The organism is Bradyrhizobium sp. WYCCWR 13022, from assembly GCF_030435535.1.
Lineage (GTDB): Bacteria > Pseudomonadota > Alphaproteobacteria > Rhizobiales > Xanthobacteraceae > Bradyrhizobium.
The window spans coordinates 1-21,744 of the sequence record NZ_JAUIZJ010000013.1 but is presented as its reverse complement, the minus strand read 5'-3'; the positions used below and the strand labels follow the sequence as shown (position 1 = coordinate 21,744).

Annotated in this window: 18 protein-coding genes; 7 read left to right on the top strand and 11 right to left on the bottom strand. The window is 65.1% G+C overall.

Annotation, left to right across the window (positions count from 1 at the left end; genetic code table 11):
- Position 1 precedes the first annotated feature (1 nt).
- Genes QY049_RS20195 through QY049_RS20185 form a run of 3 tightly spaced genes read left to right on the top strand, consistent with a single transcriptional unit; the run spans position 2 to position 3,662 of the window.
- On the top strand, positions 2-739 hold the full coding sequence (locus QY049_RS20195; RefSeq protein WP_194478438.1) for an ABC transporter ATP-binding protein: 738 nt from the start codon (positions 2-4) through the stop codon (positions 737-739).
- Positions 736-1,794 carry a Gfo/Idh/MocA family protein gene (locus tag QY049_RS20190; RefSeq protein ID WP_258764231.1) on the top strand — a complete coding sequence of 353 codons (1,059 nt, stop codon included), beginning with the start codon at positions 736-738 and terminating at the stop codon, positions 1,792-1,794. The genes QY049_RS20195 and QY049_RS20190 overlap by 4 nt, the downstream gene beginning before the upstream one ends.
- Positions 1,791-3,662 (top strand): bifunctional sugar phosphate isomerase/epimerase/4-hydroxyphenylpyruvate dioxygenase family protein, encoded by a 1,872-nt coding sequence (locus QY049_RS20185; protein WP_194478440.1) that lies wholly within the window; start codon positions 1,791-1,793, stop codon positions 3,660-3,662. Before QY049_RS20190 ends, QY049_RS20185 begins: the two co-directional genes overlap by 4 nt.
- 115 nt (positions 3,663-3,777) lie before the next feature.
- On the opposite strand, the gene QY049_RS20180 is transcribed toward QY049_RS20185, so the two are convergent.
- On the bottom strand, positions 3,778-4,950 hold the full coding sequence (locus tag QY049_RS20180) for an ABC transporter substrate-binding protein (protein WP_194478441.1): 1,173 nt from the start codon (positions 4,948-4,950) through the stop codon (positions 3,778-3,780).
- Positions 4,951-5,272: 322 nt separating this feature from the next.
- Between QY049_RS20180 and QY049_RS20175 the strand changes: the two genes are divergently transcribed.
- Complete coding sequence (locus QY049_RS20175; RefSeq protein WP_194478442.1) at positions 5,273-6,535, top strand: NAD(P)/FAD-dependent oxidoreductase; 1,263 nt, start codon at positions 5,273-5,275, stop codon at positions 6,533-6,535.
- 59 nt (positions 6,536-6,594) lie between these two features.
- Here QY049_RS20175 and QY049_RS20170 read toward each other — a convergent pair whose 3' ends face one another.
- A complete protein-coding gene (locus tag QY049_RS20170; RefSeq protein WP_258764232.1) occupies positions 6,595-7,803 on the bottom strand; it encodes a cytochrome P450 in 1,209 nt (402 codons plus the stop codon).
- A gap of 83 nt (positions 7,804-7,886) precedes the next feature.
- Between QY049_RS20170 and QY049_RS20165 the strand changes: the two genes are divergently transcribed.
- Positions 7,887-8,387, top strand: coding sequence for a MarR family winged helix-turn-helix transcriptional regulator (locus QY049_RS20165; protein ID WP_194478444.1), 501 nt, complete (start codon positions 7,887-7,889; stop codon positions 8,385-8,387).
- A gap of 335 nt (positions 8,388-8,722) precedes the next feature.
- On the opposite strand, the gene QY049_RS20160 is transcribed toward QY049_RS20165, so the two are convergent.
- Together QY049_RS20160 and QY049_RS20155 are read right to left on the bottom strand one after the other, a co-directional pair.
- A complete protein-coding gene (locus tag QY049_RS20160; RefSeq protein WP_258764233.1) occupies positions 8,723-10,405 on the bottom strand; it encodes a tannase/feruloyl esterase family alpha/beta hydrolase in 1,683 nt (560 codons plus the stop codon).
- A gap of 215 nt (positions 10,406-10,620) precedes the next feature.
- Positions 10,621-12,477: a feruloyl-CoA synthase gene (locus QY049_RS20155; RefSeq protein ID WP_258764234.1), complete on the bottom strand. Its 1,857-nt coding sequence runs from the start codon at positions 12,475-12,477 to the stop codon at positions 10,621-10,623.
- A gap of 150 nt (positions 12,478-12,627) precedes the next feature.
- On the opposite strand from QY049_RS20155, the gene QY049_RS20150 reads away from it, so the two are divergent.
- Together QY049_RS20150 and atzF are read left to right on the top strand one after the other, a co-directional pair.
- On the top strand, positions 12,628-13,116 hold the full coding sequence (locus QY049_RS20150) for a MarR family winged helix-turn-helix transcriptional regulator (protein WP_258764235.1): 489 nt from the start codon (positions 12,628-12,630) through the stop codon (positions 13,114-13,116).
- 194 nt (positions 13,117-13,310) lie between these two features.
- Complete coding sequence (atzF, locus tag QY049_RS20145; protein ID WP_258764236.1) at positions 13,311-15,116, top strand: allophanate hydrolase; 1,806 nt, start codon at positions 13,311-13,313, stop codon at positions 15,114-15,116.
- A 7-nt stretch (positions 15,117-15,123) separates the two neighbouring features.
- On the opposite strand, the gene QY049_RS20140 is transcribed toward atzF, so the two are convergent.
- From QY049_RS20140 to QY049_RS20110, 7 genes are all read right to left on the bottom strand, one after another.
- A complete protein-coding gene (locus QY049_RS20140) occupies positions 15,124-15,846 on the bottom strand; it encodes a GntR family transcriptional regulator (protein ID WP_258764237.1) in 723 nt (240 codons plus the stop codon).
- Positions 15,847-15,850: 4 nt separating this feature from the next.
- Positions 15,851-16,243: an oxalurate catabolism protein HpxZ gene (gene hpxZ, locus QY049_RS20135; protein WP_194478450.1), complete on the bottom strand. Its 393-nt coding sequence runs from the start codon at positions 16,241-16,243 to the stop codon at positions 15,851-15,853.
- A gap of 1 nt (position 16,244) precedes the next feature.
- Positions 16,245-17,639 (bottom strand): AtzE family amidohydrolase, encoded by a 1,395-nt coding sequence (locus QY049_RS20130; RefSeq protein WP_258764238.1) that lies wholly within the window; start codon positions 17,637-17,639, stop codon positions 16,245-16,247.
- A 7-nt stretch (positions 17,640-17,646) separates the two neighbouring features.
- Positions 17,647-17,826 carry a DUF4089 domain-containing protein gene (locus QY049_RS20125; protein ID WP_194464956.1) on the bottom strand — a complete coding sequence of 60 codons (180 nt, stop codon included), beginning with the start codon at positions 17,824-17,826 and terminating at the stop codon, positions 17,647-17,649.
- A gap of 27 nt (positions 17,827-17,853) precedes the next feature.
- Complete coding sequence (locus QY049_RS20120; protein WP_258764239.1) at positions 17,854-19,623, bottom strand: ABC transporter ATP-binding protein; 1,770 nt, start codon at positions 19,621-19,623, stop codon at positions 17,854-17,856.
- Positions 19,624-19,711: 88 nt separating this feature from the next.
- A complete protein-coding gene (locus tag QY049_RS20115) occupies positions 19,712-20,611 on the bottom strand; it encodes an ABC transporter permease (protein ID WP_194478453.1) in 900 nt (299 codons plus the stop codon).
- 3 nt (positions 20,612-20,614) lie between these two features.
- Complete coding sequence (locus tag QY049_RS20110) at positions 20,615-21,628, bottom strand: ABC transporter permease (protein ID WP_258764241.1); 1,014 nt, start codon at positions 21,626-21,628, stop codon at positions 20,615-20,617.
- Between the last annotated feature and the right edge of the window lie 116 nt (positions 21,629-21,744).

Below are 21,744 nucleotides of genomic sequence, written 5' to 3'. Positions count from 1 at the left end.
CATGAGCGACCCGATCCTCTCGGTTCACAATCTCGTCGGTGGCTACGGCAAGATGACGATCCTGAACGGCACCAATTTCTCGGTGCCGCCGGCGACCATCACCACGATCATCGGCCCCAACGGCGCCGGAAAATCCACCGTGTTCAAGGCGATCTTCGGCCTGCTCAAGCTGCGCGACGGCAAGATCAGTTTTGCCGGCCGCGACGTCACCGGTTTGAGCCAGCGCGCGCTGCTCAATGCCGGCATCTGCTACGTGCCGCAGGGCCGCAACATCTTCCCCGAGCTTTCGGTTCGCAGCAATATCGAGCTCGGCGGTGTCGCCGCCGGCAAGGGCATCGACCTGCCGACACGGATCGAAGCAGCGCTCGACCTCTTCCCCGCACTGCGTCGCAAATCGACGCAGCAGGCCTCGACGCTCTCGGGCGGCGAGCAGAAGCAACTCGAGATCGCGCGATCGCTGCTGCTCGAGCCCAAGCTCGTTCTGATCGACGAGCCCTCGATCGGCCTTTCGCCATTGATGGTGCAGCAGACCTTCGACATCCTCAAGTCCCTGCGCGACCGCGGCGTCACCATCCTGATGATCGAGCAGAATGCGCGCTCGGCGCTGGAGATCTCCGACATCGGCATCGTGCTCGAGCTCGGCCAGACCCGCATGGTCGACAAGGCGGAGCGCATCCTCAACGACCCCAGGATCGGCCAGCTCTTCCTCGGCGGCGCCATGGAGGAGAGCGCGGCATGAGCGCGAAAATGCGCATCGCCGTTGCCGGCGCCGGCCTGATCGGCCGCCGCCATGTCGAACTGATCGACGCGTCGCCCGATTGCGTGGTCGCGGGCATCGCCGACCCCTCCCCCGCCGCGAGTGAATTTGCGCTGGCGCGCGGCACGCCCTGGCATGCGGACCACCGCGCGCTCCTGGCGGACGAGAAGCCCGATGGTCTGATCATCGCTTCACCGAACGCGCTGCATTTCGAGATGGCGCTCGACTGCGCACAAGCCGGCGTGCCCGCGCTGATCGAGAAACCGGTGACTGACACCGTCGCGACCGCGCAACGCCTGTGCACGGCGATCAAACGGACGGGCGTGCCGATGCTGGTCGGCCATCACCGCCGGCACAATCCCATCATCAAGACCGCGCGCGAGGCGGTGGCGACCGGCAAGCTCGGCCAGCTCACCGCCGTGGTCGGATTGTGGCTGCTGAAAAAGCCCGACGATTATTTCGACGTGGCGTGGCGGCGCGAGCACGGCGGCGGCCCCCTCCTCATCAACCTCATCCACGACATCGACAATTTCCGCTTCGTCTGCGGCGAGATCACCGAGGTGCAGGCGCTGACCTCGAACAAGGTTCGCGGCTTCGCCGTCGAGGACACCGCCGCCTTGCTGCTGCGCTTCGCCAATGGCGCGCTGGGCACGGTGACAGTGTCGGACGCAACGCCCGCGCCGTGGAGCTGGGAGCTCGCCTCGGGCGAGAATGCTGCGTATCCCAAGCAGGATCAGCCCTGTTACATCTTCTCCGGCACCGCGGGCTCGCTATCGGTGCCCAACATGGAGTTGTGGTCCTACAGGCGGCAGCCTGGCTGGTATGCGCAGCTGTCGCGCGAGACGATCGCGCCTGTGACATTCGATCCGCTGGCCGAGCAGCTCCGGCACTTCTGCGCCGTGATCGCGGGCCGGGAACAACCCCTGATCTCAGTGGAAGACGCCATGGGCACGCTCGCGGTCGTCGAAGCCGTCAGCGAGGCGGCGCGCACGGGCCAAAAAATATCGCCGGGCCACATCATGGAGCAGGCCGCATGAACAAGCGCTCGATCGCAACCGTTTCCCTCTCAGGCGCGCTGGACGAGAAGCTGCGCGCCATCGCGTCCGCCGGCTTCGAGGCGGTCGAGATTTTCGAGAACGACCTGTTGTCGTTCGGTTCAGGCCCGCGCGACATCGCCAAGCTCTGCAAGGACCTCAACCTCGAGATCTGTGCGTTCCAGCCGTTCCGCGATTTCGAGGGCATGCCGGAGCCGCAGCGCGCGCGCAATTTTGCCCGTGCCGAGCGCAAGTTCGACCTGATGCAGGAGCTCGGCACCGATCTGTTGCTGATCTGCTCCAACGTGTCGCCAGCTTCGCTCGGCGGCATCGACCGCGCCGCCGACGATTTTCGCGAGCTCGGCGACCGCGCCGCCAAGCGCGGCTTGCGCGTCGGCTACGAGGCGCTGGCCTGGGGACGCCACGTCAACGACTATCGCGACGCCTGGGAGATCGTGCGACGTGCCGATCATCCCGCAATCGGCGTCATCCTCGACTCTTTTCACGCGCTGGCGCCGGGCTTCCCGGTTCGCGCGATGGCCTCGATCCCCGGCGACAAGATCTTCCTGGTGCAGCTTGCCGACGCGCCGAAGCTCGAGCTCGACATCTTGTCGTGGAGTCGGCACTTCCGTTCGTTCCCCGGGCAGGGCGATCTGCCGGTCGGCGAGTTCATGCAGGCGATCGCGGCGACCGGCTATTCCGGGCCGTGGTCGCTGGAGATCTTCAACGATCAGTTCCGCGCGGGCTCCGCGGCGCAGACCGCGGTCGACGGCCTGCGCTCGCTGATCCTGTTGCAGGACCACCTTGCCCCGGACTGGCCAAAGCTCGTGGGCGAGCCCCTGGCACCGAAGCCCAGGAGCAGCGGCACCGGCTTCATCGAATTCGCCGTCAACGAGACCAAGGCCGGCGAGCTCGCTCAGCTGTTTTCGCAGCTCGGCTTCCGCAAGACCGGCAAGCACCGCAGCAAGGCGGTGGAACGCTGGTCGCAGGGCAAGGTCGAGCTCGTGATCAACTCCGAGACCGACGGCTTTGCGCATTCGCACTACGTGACGCACGGCCCCGGCGTCTGCGCCATCGCGCTCGATGTCGACAACGCCGGCCTTGCCATGCAGCGCGCGGAGACGCTGAAGGCGCGCACCTTCTATCAACCGGTCGGACCGGGCGAGCTGGAAATCCCCGCGATCCACGGCGTCGGCGGCAGCCTTCTGTATTTCCTCGACCAGGCCGGCAAGAACTGGGATACGGATTTCGCACCGGTTGCAAGCGACGCAGGCACGGATGCGCTGCTCGCCGTCGACCACATCGCGCAGTCCATGCCCTATGACGAGATGCTGTCCTGGCTGCTGTTCTACACCGGGATCCTCGACCTCAAGCGGCTGCCGCAGATGGAGATCGCCGATCCCAGGGGCCTCGTGCAGAGCCAGGCTCTCATCAACGGCGACCAGAGCCTGCGCTTCGTCGTCAACGGCTCCTCCGCCAACCGCACGCTGCCGGCGCGTTTCATCTCGGAGTTTTTCGGCTCAGGCGTGCAGCACGTCGCCTTCGCGTGCGAGGACATTTTCGCCACCGTCGCCGCGATGCGTGCGCGCGGAGCCGGCTTCCTCGACATTCCCGACAATTACTACGACGACATCGAAGCCAAATACGAGCTCGCGCCCGATGTCATGGCAAAGCTCCGCGCCAACCACATTCTCTACGACCGCGAGGGCGACGGCGAGTTCTTCCAGGTCTACACCCATATCTTCGATGAGCGCTTCTTCTTCGAGATCGTCGAGCGGAGGAGCTATCAGGGCTTTGGCGCGGCCAATGCCGGGATCAGGCTTGCCGCGCAAGCCCGCGAAGTGCGCCCTCCGAGCATGCCGCGGGTGTAAACTCTATGCACGCAGTCATTGCGAGGAGCAAAGCGACGAAGCAATCCAGGGTCGTTCCGCAGGGGGATTCTGGATTGCTTCGCTTCGCTCGCAATGACGAAGGAAAGAGCTCAGCTCACTTCATCGGGCACTTGTCGTGGAAACGATCCTGGTCGTTCTCCACGATGGTCGCAACCGTCTTCAGCGAGAGCTGGCCTTCGCCGTCCTTGACCACGTCCTGGAGATAGAAGTTCTGCACCGGGATGTGGTTGTTGCCGTATTTGAAGGGACCGCGCAGCGACTTGAAGTTGGCCTTCTCCATCTCGGCCTTCATCGCGTCCTTCTTGCTGGTGTCGCCCTTCACCGCGACGACCGCGCTGTTGATGAGTTGGGCGGCGTCATAGGCTTGGGCGCCGTAGTAGGTCGGGCGCAGGCCGGTGTACTTCTTGCGGTAATCGGCGACGAAGCGCTTGTTCTGCTCGTTAGGCAGGTCGTTGACCCATTCCTGCGCGCCGGGAACGCCAAGCGCGTTCTCCTTCTGCAGCGGCAGCGACAACTCGTCGACGGTGAACGCCGTGTAGAGCGGCATCGTGCTCTTCAGGCCGGCTTGCGCGTATTGATTGAGGAACTGCACGCCGGCCGCACCGGGATAGAACACGAAGATCGACTCCGCGCCCGAGGCGCGCGCCTTCGAGAGTTCTGCGGAGAAATCGAGCTGGCTCGGCCAGACCGTATATTCCTCGCCCTTGACCTCACCCTTGAACGTACTCTTCACGCCCGCAAGCATGTCCTTGCCGGCCGCGTAGTTCGGTCCGATCAGGAACACGCTCTTGACGCCCTTCTGGTTCATGTAGAGGCCCATGGCGGCGGGCGTCTGGTCGTTCTGCCAGGAAGTCGAGAACACGTAAGGCGAGCATAGCTCACCGGCGAGCTGCGACGGACCTGCATTCGCCGAGACCAGAATGGTCTGCGAGTCCACCGCGGTCTTGAGCGAGGCCAGCAGGACGTTCGACCAGATGTAGCCGACAAGAAAATCGACCTTGTCGGACTGCACCAGCTTCTCGGTCTTCTGCTTGCCGACGTCGGGCTTCTGGCCGTCATCCTCGTAAATCACCTCGACCGGCTTGCCGCCCATCTTGCGACCCATGTGATCAAGCGCGAGCTCGAACGAGTTGCGCATGTCGTTGCCGATCACGGCGGTCGGGCCGCTGAAAGTCGAAACGAAACCGATCTTGATGGTGTCGCCGGCGAAAGCCGGGCTTGCCAGCACCAGCGCTGCTGCGCCCGCCAGCCAGAATGCCGTCCTCATAACCACTCCCCTCCTTATTATTGATCCCGGAAACGGGGTGATCGCCGCCCCGGGTCTGTCTCTATTGAACGCAAAATCTATCACGCCGCCAATGGCTCAGCGCCCGCTCCTGCACCATATTTCGCCTCAAATGAGGATAGCAAGAAATATAATTCTACTCACTTCGACCAAGGCCGGTCCAGGGCCGGTCCGGGGGCTGCGGCGCTTTTGCGCGCCTGATCGATGCTTCAGGCCTATGCCGCGATTGATGACGGCTATTGGACCGCGGCGCCCGATCCGCTCTTAAATAGAGAAAGACGCAGCGAGATTCGAAGGGTGCATCATGGCCGCAACTCCCCATCGCGTTGTCATCGTCGGAGCCGGCTTCGGCGGGCTGGAGACGACCTACCGCCTCGCGGGCGCGGCGGTCGAGATCACGCTGATCGACCGCCGCAACCACCATCTGTTTCAGCCGCTGCTGTACCAGGTCGCGACCGCCTCGCTGTCGACCAGCGAGATCGCCTGGCCGGTGCGCCATCTCATGCGCGACCGGCGCGAGGTGACGACGCTGTTCGCGACGGTCAGCGGCGTCGACGCCGCGCGCCGATGCGTGCTGATCGACGACGGCAGCGAGGTGCCCTACGACACGCTGGTGCTCGCGACCGGCGCGCGTCACGCCTATTTCGGCCATGACGAATGGGAGGCGTGGGCGCCGGGGCTGAAGACGCTGGAAGACGCGACCACGCTGCGCCGTCACATCCTGGTGGCGTTCGAGCGCGCCGAGCGCGAGACCGATCCGGCCAAGCGCGCCGCGCGGCTGACTTTTGTCATCGTCGGCGCCGGCCCGACCGGGGTCGAACTCGCCGGCACCATCGCCGAGATGGCGCATCACACCTTGCCCGGCGATTTCCGCAACATCGATACGACCAAGGCGCGCGTCGTGTTGATCGAGGCTGGTCCACGCGTGCTTGGAGGCTTTCCCGACGACCTCTCGGCCTACGCGCAAGCCTCGCTGGAAAAGATTGGCGTGGAAGTCGTGCTCGGACAAGCCGTCACCGAGATCAACCGTGATGGCGTGGTGTTCGGCGGTCAGCTCTTGAATGCCAAGACCCGGATCTGGGCCGCCGGCGTGCGCGCCTCGCCAGCGGCGGAATGGCTGGGCGCACCGGCCGACCGTGCCGGACGCGTGCAGGTCGAGGACGACCTTACCATTCCCGGCCATCCCGAAATCTTCGCGATCGGCGACACCATCAACATCAACGCCTGGGACGGCAAGCCGGTGCCCGGCATCGCGCCGGCGGCGAAGCAGCAGGGCAAGCATGTCGCCGACACGATCAAGGCGCGGCTGCGCGGCGAGAGCAAGGGCGCATTCCGCTACAAGCACGCCGGCAGCCTTGCCCAGATCGGCAAGCGGCTCGCGGTCATCGATTTCGGCAAGGTCAAACTGCGCGGCACCATCGCGTGGTGGATCTGGGGCATCGCCCACATCTACTTCCTGATCGGCCTCCGCCACCGCCTCAGCGTCGCCTTGAGCTGGCTATGGATCTACGCCCGCGACCAGCGCGCGGCGCGGCTGATCACGCAGGGAAGCAGCAAGGTGGTATAGTTTGCTTCCGTCCCCCTCGTGGGAGAAAGTGCAGCGGGCGCCCTTCGCCGCCAGTAACGTCAGGCCGCAGTGATCGTCACAGGCAGGCTGTCTAGCCCACGCAGCGTGTTGTTGAAACGGCGCTTGGGCTCGCCGGTGATTTCGATGCTGGCGACGCGGCGAGCCAGTGCCGAAAGCATCGTCTCGCCTTCGAGCCGCGCCACGAGTTGGCCGACGCACATGTGGATGCCCGAGCCGTAGCCGACATGGCCCGACGTGCGACGGGTGATGTCGTAACTGTCGGGCCTGTCCCAGCGCCGTGGATCGCGATTGGCGGCGGCGAGAAACATCAGCACCTTCTCGCCCTCGCCGATGGTCGCGCCTGACAGCTCGACCTCTCGCGTGGTGGTGCGGAAGAAGGTCTGCACCGGGCTTTCGAAGCGCACCGCTTCCTCGAACGCGTTGCGCGCGAGCGTGAGATCGGCGCGCAAGCGCTGCCACTGCTCGGAGAAGCGCGCCAGGCAATAGACGGCGGCGCAGATGCCGTTGACGGTGGTATCAAGGCCGGCCGACAGCAGCGAGCGAACCAGCAACGGCGCTTCGGTAGCCGTGATGGCCCCCTCGTCGACATGAGCATGAATGCAGGCGCCGATGCCGCCGGGCGTGAGATTGTCACGCTGGCACTGATCGGTGACATAGGCCTGGTGCGGCGCCGAGCGCGCAATCGCGGCCTGGCGGAGCTGATTCGGCGGACCGAAGGCGTTGAACACGAGGCTTGCATAAGGAATGAGATGCTCGCGCCCTTCGGGCTTCAGGCCGAGCGCATCCGGGAAGATCGAGAGCGGATAAGCCTCGGCGAGATCGGTGATCGCGTCAAAACTGCGCATCTGCAGCAGGGCATCCACGCGGTCCTCGGCTGCAGCCGCAAAACGATCGCGCAGCCCCTTCATCACGGTCGGCGACAGCACCTTTGACAGCACCGCGCGGGTGCGGGTGTGTTCGGGCGGATCGGCCTCGAGGATCAGGCTCGGCGGACGCCACGGCTTTTCCTTCTTGAAGTCGGACAGGCCGACGCCGCGGCTGGAGCAGAAAGTCGCGGGATCGTTCAGCACGGCATGGACCTCGGCATGGCGCGCCACGCCATAGAGCTTCCACTTGTCGAGATAGACGACCGGCCCGGTCTCCCGCAGCAGTTCATGCGTGGGATACGGGTCGGCAAAGAAATCCATGTCGAAAGGGTCGACGCCGAGATGCGGGACGCCGGATGCGGTCGAGCCGGATGCGCTCATGAAGGTCCTCCCTCATTTTGATCTTGTGAAAGGGCAGCGCTTGCCCTTAGGTCATCGGCCACGCCGCGAGACAGAATCCCGCTATGCCGCCGTCGACCAGATCCCGCCAAAAGCCTGCGCCTGCCGACGTCGGGCCGACGCTCGATCTCGACCGTTACGTACCGGCCTTCATCACCTTCATCGCCAACAAGCTGTCGAACAGCGCGACCGCGTTCTATCAGAAGCAGTTCGGCGTCAACGTCACGGAATGGCGGATCATGTCGCTGCTGGCGATCGAGCCCGGCATTCCCGCCTCGCGCATCTGCCACGTCATCGGCTTCGACAAGGGCCCGGTGAGCCGCACGCTCGCCGGCCTGGAGAAGCGCGGCCATGTGTCGATCCGGACCGATCCCAATGACGGCCGCACTCATTCGATCTCGCTGACGGCGAAGGGTCGCGCCACCCATGACAAGGTGATCGTCGCCGCCTTCGAGCGCGAGCGGCGGCTGCTGTCGTGTCTGAGCAGGGACGAACGCGAGGTGCTGATCGATTTGTTGCGCCGGCTGCACGAAAATCTCGGCGCGGTGACGGGCAGCGATAGCTGAGCCGCTGCGCTGCGTGATCCGTCCGACTTTCATTGGAGCATGCGCCAGCGTTTGCCGGCGGCACCGTTCCTGCCAGACATGGCTCCTCCCCGAACGGGCGCAGCGGTTATCCCGCAGTCACCCTACCTGCGAAGGATTCGCACAAATTAGTTGCTTAGGCAACAAAAGAAGGTGTGCGAGGTGAGTCAGCAATGGTGGCTTATTCAAAAGGAAGCGCGAGCCAAATCGAGCAAAGTCTTCGACCGTCATTCCGGGGCGCCCGAAAGGCGAACCCGGAATCTCGAGATTCCGGGGTCGATGGTGCGCATCGTCACGGATTGCCGAAAGGCAGGTGACTACGGCATCTTGCAGACGAAGTTCGCGGCGTCCTCGCTGTTGCCCTGCCCCGAATAGGCGGCATAGGACGGATACGGACACAGCGGTCGTGTGCGGCTCGGGCTCCACGAGGCCGGGACTTCCTTGTTGGCGGGATTGGCCGAGGCGACAATCCGCTCGGGCGCCTTACCCTTCTCCACCCAATCCGTCAGCGCAGTCAGCGCATCGAACTTGTCGAGCGCGACACCGCCACCGCAGTGAGTGCCGCCCGGAATCGTGAAGAGGCGAACGACGCCGTCGGCATGGCCTTGCAGGTTCCTGTTCAACCGATCGTACCAGCGAATGGTGTCGTTCAGCGAGAACACCGGATCGGCCTGGCCGTGGTAGATCAGCATCTTGCCGCCAGCCTTTTGCAGAGTCGCGAGCCGGGGATCGTCGACGTCGGGCGGCGTCATGAAATCCATCGCCGACTCGGTAAACGCACCATCCTTGGCAAAGATCTTCGGGGCGTCCTTGTCGAAATCGTAAGCCTTCAGTGCGTCGACGAGCTTGTCATTGCTGCCTTCGACCGCAACCGGCGGCGTCGAGAAAATGTAGTTCAGCGACGCCGCGCCCATGGTGGCGATGATCGGATAGTTGTTCCAGGGCACGACCGGGCTCTCGACCTTCCAGGCACGCCAATTGCCGGTGCCGATGCCGCCGTCGAGCGGCCAGTCGGAATAGAGCGGCTCACCCTTCGAATTCTTCGGTCCGGCAAGGCTCGTCTTCAGCGCATCGACCTTGGCTTCGGGCAGGCAGGCATTGGTCTGACCTGGCACGCAAACGAGCTTTTTGAAATCGAACGCCTTCTGGCACGCCGCGAGGTTCGCGGTCAGCCCATCCTTGACGCCGTCGAGCGCGTCGCAGGCCTCCGTGATGCGGGAAGCAATGAGTTGCGCGTCCTCTTTGGTGATTGATTTGCGCACGTCCGGATCAGCCTTCAGGAAGGCCTGCACGTCCCATGCGTGCTGAATAGCAGCGCGCGGCAGATCGAAGCCGGGATCGCCGACGAGGAAACCGTCGTAGTTTTCGGGCATGCGCGAGGCCGCGACCATGGCGTGGCGTCCGCCGTTGGAGCAGCCAGCCATGTAGGAACGATCGGGCTTGCGGCCATAGTGCAGCGCGATGATTGTCTTGGCGACCGGCGACAGCGTCATGTCGGCGGCGTAGCCGTAGTCGCGCCGGGCCTGCGGATCGAGGCCGAAGGCTGCCCCCGCGGTCAGACCCAGCGACTTGTTCGCGGGATCCGAGCCGGAATGCCCACTGTCCGACGACAGCACGGCAAAGCCGCGCGCCAGCGGCACCGTGCCGCCGGAGGCGAAGCCGTCAGGCTTGTCGCCCAAAGCCGGCACGACGACGCCGTCATTGCCGCCGTTCACCTGGTGCAGGAAGCGGCCGTTCCATTCGGCAGGAAGCCGCAATTCGAACCGGATCGCATAGGATTTTCCGTCCGCACCGGTGCGCTGGTTGGCAATCCCGGTCAGGATGCAATGCTTGGGCAGCCCGTTGGCAGCCTCCTGCGTCTTTGATCCCGTAATCTCGACGCCCGAGACGGCAAGCGAGGCGGTGGTCACCGGCGAGCAGGCCTCACCCTCGGCGCGGGCCAGCGCGGTCGATCCAAGAAGAACGGCCAGCGCGGCGGTCGATCCCAAGCCAATCCTCACGGGCGGCCTCCCTAATTTAGTTATGATATATAATCATTACTTGGATTTCTCATTTTTGCAAGTCTATCGGTCCGCGTCCTCTGCGCGTTGCGGCATGAAATAACGCAATGCAGAACCGGACCAGCGCAACGTGAACGGGCCGGGCGCCGGCTCAGCAGCACATCACTACGTGCTGCGCTGCGTCCGGGCTACGAGCCGTTGCTCGCAGGTTCAAGTCAGCGACCGCAGCCGATCCACCCGGCGGAGGCATCGTCGCTCAAAGTCGCCACCGCGTCTGCGCGGCGGGTCAGCACGGCGCGCTGGTTGATGTAACCTTTATCGGTGATCTCGCTGCCGTCGACCGACGGCGGATCGGCGAGCAGTAGCGCACGGGTGGCGTGGCCGGAGGAGTTTCCGCTCTGCCCCTTCAACCTGGCGAGGCCCTCCGTAATCGCACGCCTGACCTTGTCATGGCCCAGCACCTCGGTCACTGCAGCGTTCTCAGGCAGACCGGCGAGCGCGCGACAGGCGGCAAGGTTCGGGAACACCAGGAAGCGCACTTCGTCGCCGCCATGGCCGGCAACGACGATGTCCTGCGCGAGCGGCGCCAGCGCGGCGATGCCGGCGACGCGCAGCGTGCCGACGCTGACCCAGGTGCCGGAATTGAGCTTGAAGTCTTCCGCGACGCGGCCATCGAAGAACAGGCCGCACTCGGGCCGCTCAGCGTCCGCCGGCTTTACCGCGTCGCCGATGAGATAAAAGCCCTCCTCGTCAAAAGCTTGCTTCGTCAGTTCCGGCGCTTTCCAGTAACCCGGCGTGACATTGGGGCCGCGCACGCGCACTTCCAGCTTGTCGCCCGACTTGACGAGCTTCAGTTCGGTGCCGGGAATCGGCACGCCGATATTGCCGGAGCGTTCGGCCAGGAAGTGACAGTCAGTCGCCAACGGCGAGGTTTCGGTCGAGCCCCAGGCCGAGACCATCGGCAGCGCACGGCCGACCGTCTCGACGGAGAGTTGCTCCAGCGCATCCCAGAGGTTCTGCGGCAGCGCGGCGCCGGCATAGAAGGCGAACTTCACCTCGCCGAAGAAGCGGCGGCGCAGTTCTTCGTCGCTGCGCAGCGCCGCGATCAGCATGTCGAAACCGCGCGGGACGTTGAAATAGACCGTCGGCATCACGCTCTTCAGATTGGCGAGCGACGTCGCGAACAAACCGGGCGCGGGCTTGCCGCCGTCGATATAGAGCGAACCGCCATTGCGCAGCACGAGATTGAAATTGTGGTTGGCGCCGAAGGTGTGGCTCCAGGGCAGCCAATCGAGAATGACGAGATCATCGCCACTCTGTTCAAGAAAGGTCCAGGTCTGCGCCTTGGCCTGCTGGCTCGAGGTCAGCATGCGCTGGGTGTTGATGACTGCCTTCGGCGTTCCGGTCGAGCCTGACGTGAACAGGAATTTTGCGATCGTGTCGGGCGTCACCGCGGCAAAGGCTTTTGCGACGTCGGGAGTTTCAGGCGTTGCCGCGATGGTGCGGAAGGCAAGCGCATCGGCGTCGCCGGCATTACCACTGATGATCTGCGCCTTGTGCAACGGCTTGATCGCGGCCAGCGCCGCGGCAAACGGCCTGGTGGCGGAAACATAGATCGCGCCGGGCTCGAGCAGCGCGATCATGCCCTTTAGCTTGTCAAAATCCTTTGACATCAGCGAATAGGCCGGCGAGATCGCGGCTGAGGGCACACCGACATGTTGGGCGGCCAGCGCAAGGAGCGCATGGTCAATACTGTTATCGGAGAGAATGACGACGGGTCGCTCAGCGCTGAGCCCCTGCGCCAGGATCCACGACGCCGCTGCACGCACCCGCTGCAGGGCACCCGCGTAAGTCACGGTGGCCCAGGGCGTGTCGGCGCTGTCGCGCTCGGCGAGGAATATCTTGCCAGGGGCTTGCCGCGCAAAATGCTCCAGCCAGTCACCGATGCAGCGCGCACTGCCGCGCAAGGGATCCGGCGAGCGCAGCACGATGCTGCCGTCGGCGCGATGCTCGGCGACGGTTCTCGGCGCTGCGAACAGGCTCGAAGCGTCACCGCGTGGGGCTGACGTCATGGCTTCCTCCTCGCCGGCACGTCCGGGATCAGTCACAACCTCGTTCCGGGCTGCTTTGGCTATAATGTTGGGCACGACAATTGTTGTCGTCAACAACAATCTTCCGCTGAAGCCGCCAAGGCGCTAGGGTTGGGCGGCAGGAGATCCCACGTGACAGCCAGTGCAGCCCAGACGCCCCCGCAGAAAAGCAACGGTGCAGCGCGGCGGATCGACGCGGACGAGATCGGCCTCGACGCGCTGGTCGGCCATGCCGGCTATGCGGTGCGGCGCTTCCAGATCTGGATCTTTCAGGATTTCATCAAGACGCTCGGCGATGTCGATATCAGGCCGACGCAATATTCGGTGCTGACAGTGATCGGCGCCAATCCGGGCCTTTCGCAAATGGCCGTCGCAAAGCGCCTCGGCATCGAGCGCGCACGGCTGGTGCACCTGCTCGACAGCCTGGAGCAGCGCAGGCTGGTGAAGCGGATCAAGTCAAAGGCCGACCGGCGTTCGCACGCCCTGCACCTCACCGCCCAGGGCGAGACGGCGCTGGCCAAATTCAAGCGCCTCGCCGCCGAGCATGAGCGGCATGTCGAGGACAGGATCGGCAAGGCAAACCGGGAGCGGCTGCTCCAGATTCTTGCGGACTTCACCTGATCCTGGCTGCACATGATTTGGGCAAATGCCCAGAACCGGCCGTTGATGCGATCACCCGCCCGCTCATCGGCGTAGCTCCCAAACACCTGATCCTGCTGTAATATCCGGAGCGACCGCGCTGTCCGGATAATGTACACAATGGCACATCGCTTGCTTCAATCCGGGGTGAGACCTGTTGCCGGAGTTTTATCGCCATGGGGGCTGACCAGCCTGAAACGATCGCCGCGATTGTGGCCGCGCATCGCGCGGGCACGCTCACGCCAGCGCAGACGATCGCGCGGACCTATCAGCGCATCCGCGACCACGACGATCCCGCTGTCTTCATCAGCTTGCGCGACGAGAAGGACGCGATCGCGGAAGCCGAGAAGCTCGCCGCGAAGGATGCCGCGAGCCTGCCTCTCTATGGGGTGCCGGTCGCGGTGAAGGACAACATCGATGCGCTGGGATTTCCGACAACGGCGGCCTGCCCGGCCTTCTCCTACACGCCGACGCACGATTCCACTGCGGTAGAACGGCTGCGCGCGGCCGGCGCGATCATCATCGGCAAGACCAATCTCGATCAGTTCGCGACCGGCCTCGTCGGCGTGCGCTCGCCCTATGGCATTCCCAAAAATTCGATCCGCCACGATCTCATTCCCGGCGGATCGAGCTCGGGCTCGGCCGTTGCGGTCGGCGCGGGCCTCGTGCCGCTGTCACTCGGCACCGACACGGCTGGCTCGGGTCGCGTACCGGCGATGCTCAACAATATTGTCGGCCTGAAGCCGAGCCTCGGCATGATCTCGACCGCGGGACTCGTGCCGGCCTGCCGCACGCTCGACTGCATCTCGGTGTTCGCCCTGACCGTGGACGACGCCGCGCTTGCGCTCTCGGTGATGACTGGACCTGACCAGGCTGACCCGTTCTCGCGCGACCGCCCGCTGGGTGCGATCACGCCACTCCCGGCGAATCTACGTCTCGGCGTGCCGCGCAACGGGCAGCTGATCTTTTTCGGCGACAAGAAAGCGGAAGCCGCTTACGCCGATGCGCTGAAGCGCTGGACCGCGCTCGGCGCCGATCTGGTCGAGTTCGACCTGGAGCCGTTCTACGAGACGGCGCGGCTGCTCTATGAAGGTCCCTGGGTCGCCGAACGCTACCTCGTGATCAAGAACCTGTTGGCCTCGGCCCCTGATACGATTCATCCCGTGACGCGCGAGATCACCGCGGCCGGTGCGCGGCTGACGGCGGCGGAAACCTTCTCCGCGCTCTATCGTCTCCAGGGCCTGCGCAAGATCGCCGAGCGCACCTTTGCAAACATCGACGCGCTGGTGCTGCCGACGGCGCCGACGGCGTATACGACTGCGCAGGTGCTCGCCAATCCGATCGAACTGAACAGCAGGCTCGGCACCTATACCAATTTCGTCAACCTGCTCGACCTCTGCGGCCTCGCCGTGCCGGCATCGATGCGCGCGGACGGGATTCCGTTCGGCATCACGTTGCTGGCGCCTGCGGGGCGCGATGCGATGCTTGCTGGCATTGGTCGGGTCTTCCATGCGGATACGAGGCTGACGGTTGGCGCGAAGGGGGTGGCGCAGCCTCCTCTCGCGCCGCTGCCGACGAATGGCGGCGACGAGATCCCTGTTGCCGTGGTCGGCGCGCATCTGTCCGGCATGGCGCTGAACGGCGAGTTGAAGGCGTTGAACGGCAAGTTGATCGAGGCGACAAGGACCGCGCCGGACTACAGGCTCTATGCGCTGAAGACCACGCCGCCGAAGCCGGGCCTGCTGCGCGTAGAGGCCGGCAAGGGCACGTCGATCGAGCTGGAGATCTGGTCGTTGTCGTCGTCTGCGTTCGGCAAATTCGTCAATGCGATACCCGCACCGATGGCGATTGGCACGATCCGGCTCGCGGATGGCCGCAGCGTCAAGGGCTTTCTCGTCGAGCCGGAGGTGCTGGGCGAGGCGCGGGATATCACCAGCTATGGTGGCTGGCGGAAGTTCGTGACCGAAGCCGCGACGGCGTAGGCGCGAGCTACACCGACACCGCGTAAATCTCGTACTCTCCGCGCACCAGCTCGATATGCGCGCGCATCGCGGCGGCGGCGCCCTGCTTGTCGCCGCGCATGATGGCAACGACGACGCGGTCGTGCTCGGCTTGCGATTTTGCCAATCGGCCGAGATTGCGGAACTGGGCGCGGCGGAACGGCTGCACGCGCACGCGCGTCGCCAGCGTGATCTCGGCGATGTAGCCGTTCTGCGATCCCGTATAGATCGCGTTGTGGAAACGCTCGTTGACCTCGTGGAAGCGATCGGGATTGCCGGCGTAGCTCAGCACGCGGAGCTCTTCATGGATGGCCTCCAGGCCGTGACGCTCGGCAGCCGACATGCGCTCGGCGGCGAGACCGGCGCACAGCGCCTCCAGCTCCGCCATCGCCTCGAACATGCTCTTGAGACGCTCGATCGAGGGCTGCGCGACCACCGCGCCGCGATGGGGCCGGGCCTCGACCAGGCCGCTCGCGACCAGTTGCCGCAGCGCCTCGCGCACAGGCGTGCGGGAGACGCTGAAGCGGCGCGCGATGTCGGTCTCGTCCAGAGGCGCGCCGGGCGCCAGGGCTCCACGCACGATCTCGTCGGCAAGCTGAAGACGCAGCTCCTCGGCGCGGGTGACCTTCTGCACCGACGGCGAGGCACGGTCGACGCGGGGCACCACCGGCTCGGCCGGCAATGTCGCGGGCGGAAAATCGTCAAGCATCATACGGTCAGGTCTCTTTCGACTCGTCGATGATGCTGACATGGGCCGCGACGACGCGCCAGCCCTCCGGGAAGCGAATCCAGGTCTGCATCTGCCGGCCGACCTTGCCGGGAGCCGTGTCGCGATAGAACAGGGTGGAGGCGACAGCCGTATCGCGCCCATAGCTGGAGATCACCGTCTTGGCCGTGCGGCGGTTGAGACCGACCGGCGAGCGGCCGGCGCGGAAGCCGGAGATCGCCTCGTAGCCGTAGAGGTTCTCGCCGATGCCATAGCGCAGCGTGCGGGGATCGTTGCGGAACAACTCGCCAAGCACGGCGACGTCGTTGGTGACGAGCGCCTGCTCATAGCGTTCGAACGCGGCTTTGACTTCCGCGATCACGTCGGGGAGATCGATCTCCATTTCAGAATCCTCTCGGGGCTGGCGCGGCGACGACGCCCATCTGCTCCAATGCGTATGCGACACGGAGCGCAATGTCCTCGCGCCAGGGCGCGCAAATGATCTGCACGCCGATCGGCAGCGGTTCGAGCGGCACGGGCACCGCGACCACGGGAAGGCCGATGAACGAGATCGGCTGGGTGTGGATGCCGATATTGGCGCGCACCGGCAACTCGACGCCGTCGAGATTGAAATTGACCTGGCCGAGCTTCGGCGCGGTGCAGGGCGTTGCCGGCGCGAGCAGCACGTCGACAGATTTGAAGATCTCGGCGAACTGCGCGCGATACCAGCGGCGGAATTTTTGCGCGCGGTCGACCAGCGGCGCCGGCACCATGGCGCCCGCGATCAGCCGGTCACGCACGGCCGGATCGAAATCGTTGGGGCGCTTGCGCAGACGATCGAGATGCAGCGAAGCACCTTCGGTGGTGGTGATGACGTAAGCCGCCGCGCGGGCGCGCGAGGCTTCGGGGACATCGACCACCTTCGCCGCGCCCAGCGCAGTGGCGACGCGGCTGACGGCTTCGACGGCTTCCGGGAACACGTTCTTCTGAAAATGACCGCCGGCGATCGCGATACGCAAATCCGAGATCGGATTGGCGAGCAGCGGCAGCGTCGGCTCCAACCCACGCGTCGTGCAGGCGCCGTCGTCGGCATCTGGCCCCTGCATCGCGTCATAGGCGAGCGCCAGATCCGTGACCGAGCGCGCGAACGGGCCGAGATGATCGAGGCTCGCAACGAACGGGAACGAGCGCGCGCGCGACAGCCGGCCGTAGGTCGGCTTCAGGCCAAAGATGCCGCAGAAGGACGACGGCACGCGGATCGAACCGTTGGTGTCGGAGCCGAGCGCGATCGGCACCAGCGCGCCGCCGACGGCGGTTCCGGAACCGCCGGAGGAGCCGCCGCTCATCCGCGTGGTGTCATGCGGATTGCGCGAGGGACCGTCGTGGATGTTCTCACCGGTGAAATCGTAGGCGTATTCGCCCATGTTGAGCGCGCCGACCAGGACGGCGCCGGCGGCTTCCATGCGCTCGATCAGCGTCGCGTCGCGCTTGGCGGGCGCCAAGTCGCGGTTGATCTTTGAGCCGGCACGCGTGGGCAATCCAGCGACGTCGAACAGGTTCTTCACCGCGAAGGGCACGCCGGCGAGCGGACCGACCGGCTTGCCCGCCGCAATGTCGGCATCGATGGCGCGTGCTTTCGCGCGCGCGCGATCGGCGGTGACGTCGGTGAAGGAATTGAGGACACCGTCGTGCTGCTTGATGCGTGCGAGCGCAGCTTCAGTGGCAGCAGTAGCGGACATTTGGCCGTCGGCCACCGCCTTTGCGATTCCCGCGGCCGTCATCTCCGGCTTGGAGGTCATGGCAGCGTCAAGCCGTGAAGATCGGCGCCGGCTCGGTCTCGTCCGGCAGCGCGAATTCGTCGACCAGGCGGCCAAGCCGCAGCGAGACGTCGAGATTTGCGCGCACTGCGGGCCGCCAGGCCTCCTCGACCGGCAGCGCCAGCGCTTTCGATACGGCGTCGATATAGTCGTCCAGCGGCTCGGCCATCACTCTCTCAAGCTGATCTCAGTGCACTTAGTGGACCTGCAACGGCGGATGCGGGATCGCCGTCAGCAACTCCTTGGTGTAGTCGTCCTGCGGATCGCTCAAGACCTTCTCGGAAGAGCCTTCCTCGACGATCCGCCCCGTCCGCATCACAATGACACGATCGCACAACAAGCGCACTACATTCAAATCATGCGAGACGAACAGATAGCTCATACCCAGCCGCGCCTTGAGATCCTGAAGCAGGTTCAGGACCACCGCCTGCACCGACACGTCCAGCGCCGCGGTCGGCTCGTCCAGGATGACGAGCTTTGGATGCAGGGCGATGGCGCGGGCGATGCCGACGCGGGCCTTCTGGCCGCCGGAGAGCTGGTGCGGGAAGCGATCCAGCAGGTTGTGCGGCAGGCCGACCATGGTCGCTAGCTCCTCGCAGCGGGTGCGGAGCGCGTCGCGGCCCTTGATGTCGCCCAATTGCATGATCGGATCGGCGATGGCGCGCGCGGCGGTAAAGCGCGGGTTGAGGCTGTCGGTCGGATCCTGGAACACCATCTGGATCCGGCTGCGCTGCGGCAGCCGGGCAAACGCGGCAGGCTGGATGCCGCCGATGTCCTCGCCGTCGAACCGGATCAGGCCGGAGGTCTGGTCGAGCAGCCGCATCACCATCATCGACGTGGTCGATTTGCCGCAGCCGGATTCGCCGACGAGGCCGACGCTCTCGCCGTGACCGATCGAGAAGCTGATGCCGTCGACGGCGCGGAACACGTCGGGCTCCACCGGCGGCTTGCGGCCGAACAGCTTTCCGAGCGTGGCGGTCGCGCCCTGGCGGGGATATTCCTTGACCAGCTTTTCGATGAGGAGGAGGGGTTTTGGATTTTCGTCACCCCCGGGCTTGACCCGGGGGTCCATCGACAGAGACTGGTCTTGCGAAACGTGATGGATGGCCGGGTCAAGCCCGGCCATGACAGCGGAACCCTCTTCCTCCGGCAGCAGATCGCGCAAGCTCACACCGAGCCGTGGCGTCGCGCGCATCAGCTTCCTGGTGTAGGGGTGCTGCGGGCTCGCAAAGATGTCGGCGGCTTTTGCCGTCTCCACCACACGGCCCTTCTCCATCACGACGACACGGTCGCAATAGGCGGCGGCCAAACCCAGATCGTGGGTGATCAGAATGGTCGACATCGCACGCCGCTTGGTCAGCTCGACGATCAGGTCCATCACCGCCTTCTGGGTGGTGACGTCGAGGCCGGTGGTCGGCTCGTCCGCGATCAGGAGCTGCGGGTTGCAGGCGAGCGCGAGCGCGATGACGACGCGCTGGCACATGCCGCCTGAAAGCTCGAACGGATAGGCGTGGTAGCGCTCGCGCGGGCGGGCGATCTTGACCTGCTCCAGCGCCTCGATCGCCTTCTCGCCGCCATCCGTGACCTGGGCCTGCTGCACATGGGTGCGCAGCACGTCCTCGATCTGGTCACCCACCTTGCGGATCGGGTTCAGCGCGGCGCGCGGGTTCTGGAAGATCATCGAGACTTCGCGGCCGCGCAAATCGCGCATCTGGGCTTCGGTCGCGGCCTTCACGTCGATGCCCGAGAACATCACCGAGCCTTCGGCAATCTTGCCGGCGCGGTCGAGGATGCGCATCACCGCGTAGGACGTCACCGACTTGCCGGAGCCGGACTCGCCGACGATGGCGAGCGTCTCGCCCCTGGCGACGGAGATGTTGACGTGCTGCACGGCCTTGACGATGCCGCGGCGGGTGGTGAATTCGACGGTGAGGTCCTGGACGTCGAGCAGCGGCTGGGCGGTCATGCGCGGCTCCCGTCACTCGAGAGGTCGAAAACAACCCCATGCACAGTAGAGGCGCCACTGAAATCATTGGCAAATTTTTTCCAGCCCATCACGTCCTCCGCTGCGGATCGACGATGTCGCGCAGGCCGTCGCCGAGGAGGTTGAAGCAGAACACGGCGATCATCAGCGCGAGGCCGGGGAACAGCGCGATCCACCATTCGCCCGAGACCATGAAGCCCGCCCCCTCGGCGACCATGATGCCCCATTCGGCGGTCGGCGGACGAACGCCGAGGCCGATGAAGGACAGGCCCGCGGCGTTGAGGATGGCGTAGCCCATGGTCAGCGACATCTGCACGATCATGATCGGCATGATGTTCGGCAGGATATGCACCAGGAGAATGCGGAATTCGCCGTTGCCGGAGAGCCGCGCGGCCTGCACGAAGCCGGCATTGCGGCGCACGTTGGCCTCGGCGCGCGCCACGCGGGCATAGAGCGGGAAATTCACGATGGCGGTGGCCAGAATGATGTTCTGCACGGTGTTGCCGAGCGCGGCGACGATGCCCATCGCCAGCACGAACAGCGGGAAGGCCATGATGGTGTCGGCGATGCGGCCGACGATGCGGTCGGTCCAGCCGCCGAAATAGCCGGCCGCGATACCGGCGAGGCCGCCCATCAGGAACACCAGCACGACGGAGGCGACCGCGATGAAGGTATCGAGCCGCGTCGCCACCACCACACGGCTGAAGATGTCGCGGCCGAGCTGGTCGGTGCCGAACCAGTGCGCCGCCGACGGCGGCTTCAGCGCCGCGGCAGTGTCGGAAGCGAGCGGATCATGGGGCACGACATAGGGGCCGAAGATCGCGGCAACGAGGATCAGGATCAGCAATGCGAAGGCAAAGCCGGTGACCTTGTTCTCGCTGAGAACGTAGCGGGTCTGTTCGATGATCGCAGCGAGTCCCGAGGTGCGTGCGGGACCGACCGGTTCAACAGCAGGCGCAACGGAGCTCATGGTTCAGCCCTCCAACCGCACGCGCGGATCGATCACGCCATAGAGAATGTCGATCACGAGATTCAAAAGCACGTACATCACCGCCATGGTGAGGACAAAGCCCTGCACCGGCGCGAAGTCCGAGGAGATCAATGCCTCCACCGCGTAGGAGCCGATGCCGGGCCAGGCGAACACTTTTTCCACCAGCACGTTGGCCCCCAGCAGGAACGAGAACACCATGCTGAGCGTGGTGATCACGGGCAGCATCGCGTTGCGGAACGCGTAGGTGACGATCACGGTGGTCGGAGACAGGCCGCTGGCGCGCGCGGTGCGGACGAATTCGCTAGCGAGCACCGCCAGCATCGAGGCGCGGGTCATGCGCGCGATCGGCGCCAGCGAGAAGATCGCGAGCGTCGTCGCGGGCAGGATGAGCTGGCTGAGTGCCGAGCGGAACGCCTCGAGATCGCGCGCGATGAGCGTGTCGATCAGATAGAAGCCGGTGACCGTCGGCGGCGCGCTGTAGAACACATCGAGGCGCCCGAGCGGTGCAGGGGACCAGCCGAGCTGGAAATAGAAGACGTAGACCAGCACCAGGCCGGTGAAGAACACCGGCAGCGAGACGCCTGCTGTCGTCGTGACGCGACAGAGATGATCGACCCATGACCCTGGTCGCGTGGCCGCCAGCACGCCGAGCGGAATGGCGATGACGATGGAGACGATCAGCCCGAGCAGCGTCAGTTCGGCCGAGGCCGGCAGGCGATTGCGGATCTCGGTCGCAACCGGCTGTCCCGTGGTCAGCGAATTGCCGAAATCGCCATGGGCGAGATCGCTGGTGTAGCGGAAGAACTGCTCGATCAGCGGCTTGTCGAGGCCAAGCTTCTTGCGGACCTGCTCGACGGCTTCCTTGGTCGCCGCGGGACCGGCGAAGTACGCCGCAGGATCGCCCGGCAGTGCGCGCGTCAGCAGGAAGGTGACGATGACGACGCCGATCAGCGATGGAATCGCGAACATCAGGCGCTTGCCGATCATGGTGAGCATGGGGCGCTCCCGGTGTGGGAATGAGATCGTGCAGCGCGCTCTGCTGCATGAGCAACCGGCGACATAGGTAACAGATCAAACCGACGACATGGGTAACACAATTCTCGTTTCGTTCA